Here is an 8,817-nt window from a genome sequence, read left to right as displayed (position 1 = left end):
GCGCTCCCCGCCCGGGCGGGCCCCCCTCCGCCCGCGGGCCCCGGCGCCGCGCCCCCCCGCCACCCCCCGGGGGGGGGCCGGGGGGGGGGCGCCCCCCCCCCCCGCCGCGCCCTGTCCCGGCCACCCCTGCCCGCACAAGCACCTCGGCCATTCGCAACCCGGTGGCAGCGGCCGCCATGGACGACGGCGTCACTGCCGGGCTCCGCTGCCGACGTTGGGTACCGTTCACGGGTGATCAACGGCGCACACATCATCGTCCACAGCCAGGACCCCGAGGCGGACCGCGCGTTCTTCCGGGACGTCCTGGAGTATCCGCACGTCGACGCCGGTGGGGGCTGGCTCATCTTCAAGCTGCCCCCCGCCGAGGTGGCGGTTCACCCGGCTGACGGATCGTCACACGAACTGTTCCTGATGTGCGACGACGTCACGGCGACCGTCGAGGAGCTGTCGGCGAAGGGAGTGGAGTGCACCCCGGTCACCGACGCCGGCTGGGGGATCAGGACCGGGATCCGGCTGCCGGGCGGTGGTGAGCTGGGGCTCTACGAGCCGCGCCACGAAAAGGCTTACGAACTCTGAGGGCTGTCCCGTGATCCACCATGACGCCCCGCCGCGGGCCCGCGCCGGCATAGCATCGTCGTGACCTCGATCCCCGTGTGCCAGGAGGACCCGTGAGCACGCTCGTCGACCGGCCGAACACCGCACTGCTCGTCATAGACGTGCAGAACGGCGTCGTGGGGGAGGCGTACGCGCGGGACGCCGTCGTCGCCAATATCGGAACCCTCGTCGACAAGGCACGCGCCGCCGGTATCGACCTCGTCTGGATCCAGCACAACAGCGACGAACTGGTCCGGGACAGCGAGAGCTGGCAGTACGTACCCGAACTCGTGCGGCGCGAATCCGAGCCCCTGGTGCAGAAGGCGTACGCCGACTCCTTCGAGGAGACCGACCTGGAGTCGGTGCTCGCCGCGCACGGCATCGGCCACCTCTTCGTCGCCGGCGCGCAGACCGACGAGTGCATCCGCTCGACACTCCACGGGGCGATCACCCGTGGCTACGACGCGACGCTCGTCGACGACGCCCACACCACGGAGGATCTGTCGGAGTACGGAGCGCCGTCACCCGACAAGGTCATCGCCCACACGAACATGTACTGGAAATACCACACAGCTCCCGGCCGGACCGCGGGCACGGTCAGCACAGGCGACGTCGACTTCGCCGCGAAATACGAGGCCTGAGACCGAGAGACGTCCCGTCTTCCCTGGCGGGCGCACCATGACGGCCCGGAGCCTCGCCGCGTCGTCCGATCGCCCGGTGCGCCCAGCCAGGGACGTCTCTCCGCCCTACCCGGTGGCCGTCACAGGGCTCTTCTGCACCACCGTCACGAAGAACCTCCGGAGATCATGCCGAGCTGTCGCATCTGCGAGTAGACGTCGACGACCCCCCAGATTTCGGCGATTCGGCCGCCTGCGAAGCGCATGATGAAGATCTCGTCGTATCTGACGGGCCTGCCGGTCGGCGGAAGATCTCTGTACTCGCCCAGGTGGGTCCCGGTGACCGTGTTCCTGAAGACGACCTTGTCCCCCTCGGCGATGACATCCTCGACCGCGACGTGAAGGTCGGGAAACGCACGCAGGAGCACGGTCCACACCTGCTTGAGTGCCTGCACCCCCGTCACACCGGTCGGTACCGGTGCGTGGAACAGCAGGTCCGGCGCGACGACCTCGTCGATCGTCTTCGAGATGACCTCCGCGTCACCGGTGTTCACGGCATCGTGCAAGCGGCTGAACTCCGCGCTTTCGCTTGTCGCCTGAGCTCTGGACACGTGGTTCCTCCTCGAAGCGGGCCGCACATTCGGCGCACCGCCGTGGCCGGTGTTCACGCATTCATGACGGAGCGGCTCACCACTTTGTGACATGAGCGATCGGCCGTCGGAGACACATGACCGGACAGGCGAGTTCGAGTGCCTGCGAAGGACCTGGCCCACGGCATCGCGCCGAGGGCGACACGCGTGGCTCGAAAACCTGAATTCCTGCCCAGCCACCTGTGGCCGGGCAGGAATTGTTGTCAGGCAGGACTCTGCCGGGGCGGAAGTGCCCGAGGGCGTCCCGGACACTCCGCGGACCGATCAGGACGTCCCGGCCGTGGCCTCACACACGGTCGGCTGCGATCAACAGGTACTGGAAGCTGCCGTTCTTGTACGCGGTCAGGAACGTGTCCTCGATTCCCGTGACCAGGCCATCGGCCTTGCTGCGCAGCTCCCAGTAGGGAAGAGCGGCCTCGGTGAGATCCTCGACGTGGACGGGGACCAGCCGGTTGCGGGCCATCGCTCGGAAGTACGCCGACCGCGGGTGGATGTCGCAGATGTAGTGGGCGTTGATGAGGGACACCTCGCGCGAGGCCCGCCCGTAGGCGTCGTTGTAACAGCCGGTGATCACGACGTAGCGTCCGCCCCGACGGAGCAACCGGGCGTGTTCGGCGAACAGCAGCTCCAGTTCGACGTACATGGTGGACTCGTTGTTCCACGAGGCGGCGAACGCACCGGTCGGCAGCCCGGTGTCGAGCATGTTGCGGTGATGGTAGCGGACCTTGTCCTCGATGCCGCGTTTGCGGGCCTGTGTGTTGGCGAAGTCGGCCTGCTTGGCCGAGATGGTGACGCCGTCGGCCTGGCAGCCGTACCGCGAGTGGGCCACGACGCTACCGCCACCGCGTCCGCAGCCCGCGTCGAAGACCCGGTCGGTGGGGGAGAGAGGGCCGAGACGGGCGGCGAGGAGTTCGGCCTGGGCCTGTTCCAGGCGGTGCAGCTCGGCGGTGATCCGCTCGTGGCGCCGGGTCGGGTCGGGCTCGTCGAGCACGGAGTCGTCCGCGGTCCCGATTCCGTAGTGGTGGTGGTACAGGTCATCGATCTTGCCGAGTTCGAGATTGACCGGGTTTTCCTCGATGTTCCAGTACTCGGCGACGCGGGACTGGTACGTGGACTGCGCAGGAACCGGCGCGGCCGCGGTGACGTGGGGAGCAGTGGTCAACAGTGACTCCTTGTAGCGTGTGTGATGGGACTCGGGTGGCTACCAGTAGTTCGGCAGGTGGTAGCGGTGGGTGTTCGTCGCGTGCCACTCGTGATTGCCGGACACCCAGGCGGCGAGCCCCTCGATGTAGCGCGCGATGAGCGGCGAGGTGGCGGACAGGACGGCTGACTCCTCTTCGAAGGCCGTCATGATCTCGTTGTGGATCTCGACGGATTTGAGGTAGGCGGCTTTGAGGCCGCACCGGTCGTCGGCGGCGACGACCTGCGGCAGATTGAGATGCGTGGGGTCGTTGGCCAGCTCCTTGGTGAAGGAGTACAGGTCGTTGACGATCGTGGTGGCGTTACCGGCGAGTGCCGTGATCCGCTGGATCTCGGGGCGGGCGTACACCGCCTCCGGCAGCTCGTAGCCGTCGACGGCGTCGACGAGCGACAGGCAGGGACGGAAGTTGTTGAACTGCCGCATCACCAGGTACTCCCACACCCGTGGCACGTACCGTGTCTCGGCCCAGGAGGCCTCGGCGAGGTAACCCAGATGGAGCCGGGCGAGATCGTGCACCAGGCGGTCGGTCTGGCTGGGCGTGGCGAACGCGGCGTACTCCTGGACAGCACCGTGGTAAGAGCGGAGCGGCCCGTCGGTCTGCATGCCGTGCCGCCACTGCTCCTCCGTCGTGGGCGTACCGTGGTACGGGTCGATCGCCGACTGGGCCATGATCAGTCGGCCGCCCAGGCCTCGTGGTGATCCACCCCTGTCCTCGCAGTAACAGTCGTCGATGACGTTCTCGGCGAGCAGCAGCTTGCCGGCGGCGGTGAGGCGTTCCGGATCGGCCGCTCCCGGATGCTGGAGCACCACGGCCCGGCCGAACTGGAAGCCGGCGAAGTCCTCGAACCACGTCTCGGGAAAGAGGTCGAGGCCACGGGCCCAGGCTTCCAGTCTGCGATCGACCTCTTCGACCTTGCAGGGATCGGCGGGGACCGCCGGTCGGTGGCGCAGCCCGGGGATCGCCCCGGCGCGCCGTGTCCGGAGGGCGAAGGAGAGGGCGGGCGGCCCGGGTGGCGAAAACAAGGCGGTCGAGTTCGGCTGCGAGCTCATTCCGTACCCCGTGTGTCGATCGGCATCATTCGGCGGTCCGCCCGATCTGGACGTTCTCCAGGATCCCCGCCGCGTCGGGGACGAGAATCGCCAGAGAGTAGTAGGCGGTGACGAGATAGTTGATGATCGCGGTGGTGTTGATGCCCATGAACCGGACGTTCAGCCCGGGCTGGTACTCCTCGGGAATTCCGGTCTGGTAGAGACCGATGACTCCTTGGTCAGCCTCTCCGGTACGCAGCGCGAGGATGCTGGTCGTGTGCTGGGGGCTGACCGGGATCTTGCCGCAGGGGAAGATCGGGACGCCTCGCCAGGCCGGCACCTCGTGACCGTCGACGTTCGCGGTCCCGGGCACCAGACCACGCCGGTTGCACTGCCGGAAGAAGGCTGCGATGGCCTTCGGATGGGCGACGAAGAGCCGGGTCTTGCGGCGCATCGACAGCAGTTCGTCGAGATCGTCCGGGGTGGGCGGACCGGAGAAGGTGCTGATGCGCTGGCCGTAGTCGATGTTGTGCAGCAGCCCGAACTCGCGGTTGTTGAGCAGTTCCCACTCCTGGCGTTCTCGGATCTCCTCGATGGTCAGGCGGAGTTGCTGCTCGGTCTGGTCCATCGGGTCGTTGTAGAGGTCGGCGACCCGGGTGTGGACGCGGAGCACGGTCTGGGTGAGGGACAACTCGTACTCGCGAGCCTCCAGTTCGTAGTCCACGAAGCCGCCGGTCAGCGTCGGCTCGCCGGTGTGGCCGGCCTGCACCGGGACATCGGCCTCGCCCTTGCGGTTCATCGGCCGTCGCTGCCGATCGGCGTAGGCTTCCAGGTGCGCCGCGAGGGACGGTGCCCGATCGGTGATCTCCGTGACGACGTGCCAGGGGAGTACGAGCACCGTGCCCGCGGTCTCGGCCCGGACCGAGCTCAGCCACAGCGGGTCGGACTGGCCGATGGCCTCGTCCCCCAGCTGGTCGCCGTCGGTGACGACCCCGAGGACCTCCTCCTCGCCGTACTTGCCGGCGGTGTAGCGGGTGAGCCGTCCGTGGGCGACCAGATAGGTCTCCGTCACCGGTTGCCCGGCCTCGAAGAGGATCTGACCGGCCCGCACCTCCCGGACCCGGAAGCGGGAGGCGATCTGCTCGAGGACAGCGGTGTCGGTATAGCCGCGCAGGACCGGGAGCTCGGTCAGTGTCTCGGGAATGACCTTGATGTCGTCCCCGCCGTTCTGCTCGAACTGCACCCTGCCCCGGCCGATGCTGAGCTGTAGACGGCGGTTGACACGGTACGTGCCGCCCTTGACGTCCACCCAGGGCAGAGCCTTCAGCAGCCACCGGGAGGTGATGGCCTGCATCTGCGGCGCGGACTTGGTGGTGGTGGCAAGTCTGCGCGCCGCATGGGTGCTGAGACTGGAGAGCTGTTCGCCGGCGGGTTCGTCGGTGGTGGGACCGGTGGCGCTGTCCGGTACGGACACATTCCCTCCTGGGAGGTGAACGAGGGTGAGCGAAGCGGTCGGTGATGCGCGACGTCGTCGTGTGCAGCTACCAGGTAAACAGCGGCAGGAGCCGGTCGGAACCGCGCGAAGGAGGCGGTTACGCGCCCTGGAGGTGCAAACCTGCAGGCTGAGGCAGTGGGCACACGGGAATGTGATCGCACGCCGTCCTCTCACTACGGAGACGTGTGTGCACGGGACATGTGAGCGACCGCGCTCCTCCTGACGTCGGTCAGGGCTGTCCTTTGCCGGACCGGCAAAGGTATGCATCGTTGCTCCGCAGCGCGGGGCAGGCTGGGTCCGGGCCTGGATCCGGTGTCGGACGCCGGCTTCGGCCCGTGATCGCGCACGTTCCGTTCGACCTGCCGAGGAGTCGCTATGTCCCCTGTCTCACCGACGCAGCCCGCCGAGTTCTGGGAGGCCCGTTACCGCGACCGTGACCGTGTCTGGAGCGGCCGTCCCAACGCGCTGCTCGTGCGCGAGGCGGGTCACCTCCGGCCGGGCCGGGCTCTGGACCTCGGATGCGGCGAGGGCGCGGACGCGGTGTGGCTGGCGTCGCGCGGCTGGCAGGTCACCGGAGCCGACATTTCCCGGACGGCGCTGGAGCGCGCCGCATCTCATGCGGCCGAAGCGGGAGTGGGCGAGCGGACGGACTGGGCACGTCACGAACTCGGAGAGACATTCCCGAAGGGCTCCTTCGACCTGATCAGCGCGCAATATCTGCAGTCCCCGGTCGGGTTGGACCAGGAACGGATCATGCGGGAGGCCGCCGGAGCCGTGGCGGAGGGCGGCACGCTGCTGATCGTCATGCACGGGGGATGGCCGTCATGGCAGAGCAAGGCGCCCTTCGAATTCGAGTTTCCCACTCTCGACGGACTCCTGGACCGGCTCGCGCTGCCCCGCGGGCACTGGACGGTGGAGACCAAGGAGACCGTCCGGCAGCCGAGTGTTTCACCGGACGGGATCGAGGGCTACAGGGACGACAGCGTGTGGCGTATCCGACGGGCAGGCACTGCCGCCCGGCGCAACACCGGGGGAAACGGGGATGATGCGCCGGTCGCACGCATCGTGTCGTGACCTTGATCAGAGGCGAGAGAGAGTGCACATCACGTCACGAGAGGAGCGACTGCACTCACCTCGAACGGGCATCCGTAAGGGAGGCATAAGGGTCAACGAAGGGGTGGAGATGGAAATCTCGGGCATCATCAGCGCGGCTGTGATCGGCATCATCATCGGTGTCCTGGGGCGGCTCGTCGTTCCGGGACGGCAGCGCATCGGCATCCTGTGGACCATCGTCGTCGGTATCGTGGCTGCCCTCATCGGGTCAGCGATCGCCGCAGGATTCGGCATCGGTGACACCAAGGGCGTCGACTGGGGCGAGTGGCTCATCCAGATCGTCCTCGCCGCGCTCGGCGTCGCAGGCCTCGACCGGATCAAGGGCCGCCGCTGACAGCCCGGCATCCCACAACACGACGCGCACCGGGGGCAGCCGACGTACTCCTGCGTGGGCTGCTCCGCCGGGCATGCAGCCCGCGCCGCCACTGCGGAACGCTTCAGCCGCTGCGAAGCAGGAGCCGGCCGACCCCGGAGGGAGATCGAGGAAGAGCCTCGAGCGGGCAGGAGCGCCACGAACTGGTTCCAGAGAGGTTCGAGCAGGCGCGATGGATGTGCGGGCACGGCAGCCCTCCCCGTGATCGCTGAGCGCAGGGAACACCATGATCACGGGCCCCTTCCGATGCTCACCCCCCATCTCCTGGGCACCCACTGCCGGACCGAGTGAGGAAGAGGCTCAGTCGCCCGTTGCCCCGTCGGTCCGCTCCCGCAGGAAGTCGGCATGGCCGTTGTGGCGGGCGTACTCCTGAATCATCAACACGTAGACCCAGCGCAGGCTGAGGGGAACTCCGCGAGAGGAAATGAAGGTCTCGTCGAGGTCGTGCCCGGCCGCCGCCGCCTCACATGCTGTGACCTCGGTCTGGAACAATCTGAAGTCTCCCTCCGCATCGGCTGCGTGGACTCCGTCGAGTCCCTCGTTGCCATCTGACGGACCGGTGAAGACATCGCCGACAGCCTCACCGGCGAAGCTTCGCCGGAACCACCATCGCTCCACCTCCGCCATGTGCCGGACCAAGCCAAGGAGGGTGAGGTGGGAAGGCTCCACGGTCGCCCGCGCCAATTGGGCCGGATCCAGCCCGGCGCACTTGGCCAGCAATGTCTCTCGGTGCCAGCTCAGCCAACCCTCCAACATCTGACGCTCAGTTACGGTACCCAGGCCGGCTAGCTGCTTGGTGCGCTCGACCGGAGGTGCTGTCCATGTCATGGATCCACCCTGCACCGCCGTCCGGGAGGGATCAAGCAGGTGAAATCGCAGCGTGGCCAAGCCGCCCCTTGTGATTGCTGGGCGCAGGGCACCCCCTGATCACGTGGACCCGCGGCCGTTCTGACGTACCCACCTCACGGGCACCCCCGCCGGCCGGTCCAAGTCGCAAGCCGATGACGACCAATTGTCCGCCCTGGGGGGCGTCGTTGACGGCCGGGTGCGATCATCGTCGTGCGGGCAGCACTCCAACTGCCGACAGCACCATCGTGTGGCGTCGCGTAACGACTGTCGGGACTTCGCGATTCCTGGCACATCCGACTGTCGATCGATGTCACAAATCGAGTCGCTGACTCGTCATGCCAGGAGCACGGCATCCCGCGGTGGGGTGTCGAACGAACCTGCACTCACAGAAGTGGAGTTAGCGTGCACGCCGCCTACGTCACGGTCACCATCCTCGGCGCGGTCTTCAACGGCGCCGCTGCCGTCACCTACCTGATCGGCCATGAATACCCCAAGACCCAAGCGGACATGAAGGGATTGCCGCGGAAGTGGGTACCGGTGCTGGGCGGGTTGCTGGCCGCGGGCACCGTGGGGCTGCTGGCCGGGCTCGCCGTGCCGTTCCTGGGCACCCTCGCCGCATCCGGCCTCGTGCTGTACTTCATCGGCGCAATCATCGCCCACCTGCGGGTGGGCTCACGCAACATCGTAGGCGGAATCGTCTTCCTGGCCACCGCGGTGGCCGCCCTGACCCTCGGCCTGCTCGAGCACGGCGCTTGGTGAGGTGTCATTGCCGTCCATGGGGTGGGCAGTCCAGTTCCGTCACCCGGGAGTGTGACTGTCTGGCTCACGGGTTCGGGAGGCCTACGCCGACGACCCGTGCTGACAGCCGCGGCATCCGACAGACCTGATGGATGTGG

General features: G+C 67.7%; 10 protein-coding genes. 5 read left to right on the top strand and 5 right to left on the bottom strand.

The window, feature by feature from the left end; genetic code table 11:
- The first annotated feature begins 231 nt into the window (after window positions 1–231).
- Both ACFVXE_RS04700 and ACFVXE_RS04695 read left to right on the top strand, forming a co-directional pair.
- Entirely contained in the window at window positions 232–576 is a 345-nt protein-coding gene (locus tag ACFVXE_RS04700) for a VOC family protein (RefSeq protein WP_389669169.1), read from the top strand.
- Window positions 577–668: 92 nt separating this feature from the next.
- Window positions 669–1,235, top strand: coding sequence for an isochorismatase family protein (locus tag ACFVXE_RS04695; protein WP_389669167.1), 567 nt, complete (start codon window positions 669–671; stop codon window positions 1,233–1,235).
- Window positions 1,236–1,378: 143 nt separating this feature from the next.
- On the opposite strand, the gene ACFVXE_RS04690 is transcribed toward ACFVXE_RS04695, so the two are convergent.
- The 4 genes from ACFVXE_RS04690 to ACFVXE_RS04675 form a co-directional block, all read right to left on the bottom strand.
- The gene (locus tag ACFVXE_RS04690; protein ID WP_389669165.1) at window positions 1,379–1,822 is read right to left on the bottom strand and encodes an ester cyclase; all 444 of its coding nucleotides are present in this window, start codon (window positions 1,820–1,822) and stop codon (window positions 1,379–1,381) included.
- A 325-nt stretch (window positions 1,823–2,147) separates the two neighbouring features.
- A complete protein-coding gene (locus tag ACFVXE_RS04685; protein ID WP_389669163.1) occupies window positions 2,148–3,023 on the bottom strand; it encodes a geranyl diphosphate 2-C-methyltransferase in 876 nt (291 codons plus the stop codon).
- Window positions 3,024–3,062: 39 nt separating this feature from the next.
- Window positions 3,063–4,112: a family 2 encapsulin nanocompartment cargo protein terpene cyclase gene (locus ACFVXE_RS04680; protein WP_389669161.1), complete on the bottom strand. Its 1,050-nt coding sequence runs from the start codon at window positions 4,110–4,112 to the stop codon at window positions 3,063–3,065.
- A gap of 25 nt (window positions 4,113–4,137) precedes the next feature.
- Window positions 4,138–5,565 carry a family 2B encapsulin nanocompartment shell protein gene (locus ACFVXE_RS04675; protein ID WP_389669159.1) on the bottom strand — a complete coding sequence of 476 codons (1,428 nt, stop codon included), beginning with the start codon at window positions 5,563–5,565 and terminating at the stop codon, window positions 4,138–4,140.
- Window positions 5,566–5,961: 396 nt separating this feature from the next.
- Between ACFVXE_RS04675 and ACFVXE_RS04670 the strand changes: the two genes are divergently transcribed.
- Entirely contained in the window at window positions 5,962–6,660 is a 699-nt protein-coding gene (locus tag ACFVXE_RS04670) for a class I SAM-dependent methyltransferase (RefSeq protein ID WP_389669157.1), read from the top strand.
- Window positions 6,661–6,769: 109 nt separating this feature from the next.
- The gene (locus tag ACFVXE_RS04665) at window positions 6,770–7,033 is read left to right on the top strand and encodes a GlsB/YeaQ/YmgE family stress response membrane protein (protein WP_389669155.1); all 264 of its coding nucleotides are present in this window, start codon (window positions 6,770–6,772) and stop codon (window positions 7,031–7,033) included.
- Between the two features lie 339 nt (window positions 7,034–7,372).
- On the opposite strand, the gene ACFVXE_RS04660 is transcribed toward ACFVXE_RS04665, so the two are convergent.
- Window positions 7,373–7,900 (bottom strand): DinB family protein, encoded by a 528-nt coding sequence (locus ACFVXE_RS04660; protein ID WP_389669153.1) that lies wholly within the window; start codon window positions 7,898–7,900, stop codon window positions 7,373–7,375.
- 423 nt (window positions 7,901–8,323) lie between these two features.
- Here ACFVXE_RS04660 and ACFVXE_RS04655 point away from each other — a divergent pair, with 423 nt between their 5' ends.
- Window positions 8,324–8,680, top strand: a complete 357-nt coding sequence (locus ACFVXE_RS04655; RefSeq protein WP_389669151.1) for a DoxX family protein — start codon at window positions 8,324–8,326, stop codon at window positions 8,678–8,680.
- The last annotated feature ends 137 nt before the right edge of the window (window positions 8,681–8,817 follow it).

Source organism: Streptomyces sp. NPDC058231, assembly GCF_042882275.1.
Taxonomy (GTDB): Bacteria; Actinomycetota; Actinomycetes; order Streptomycetales; family Streptomycetaceae; genus Streptomyces.
This window is presented reverse-complemented; position numbering and strand designations above follow the sequence as displayed.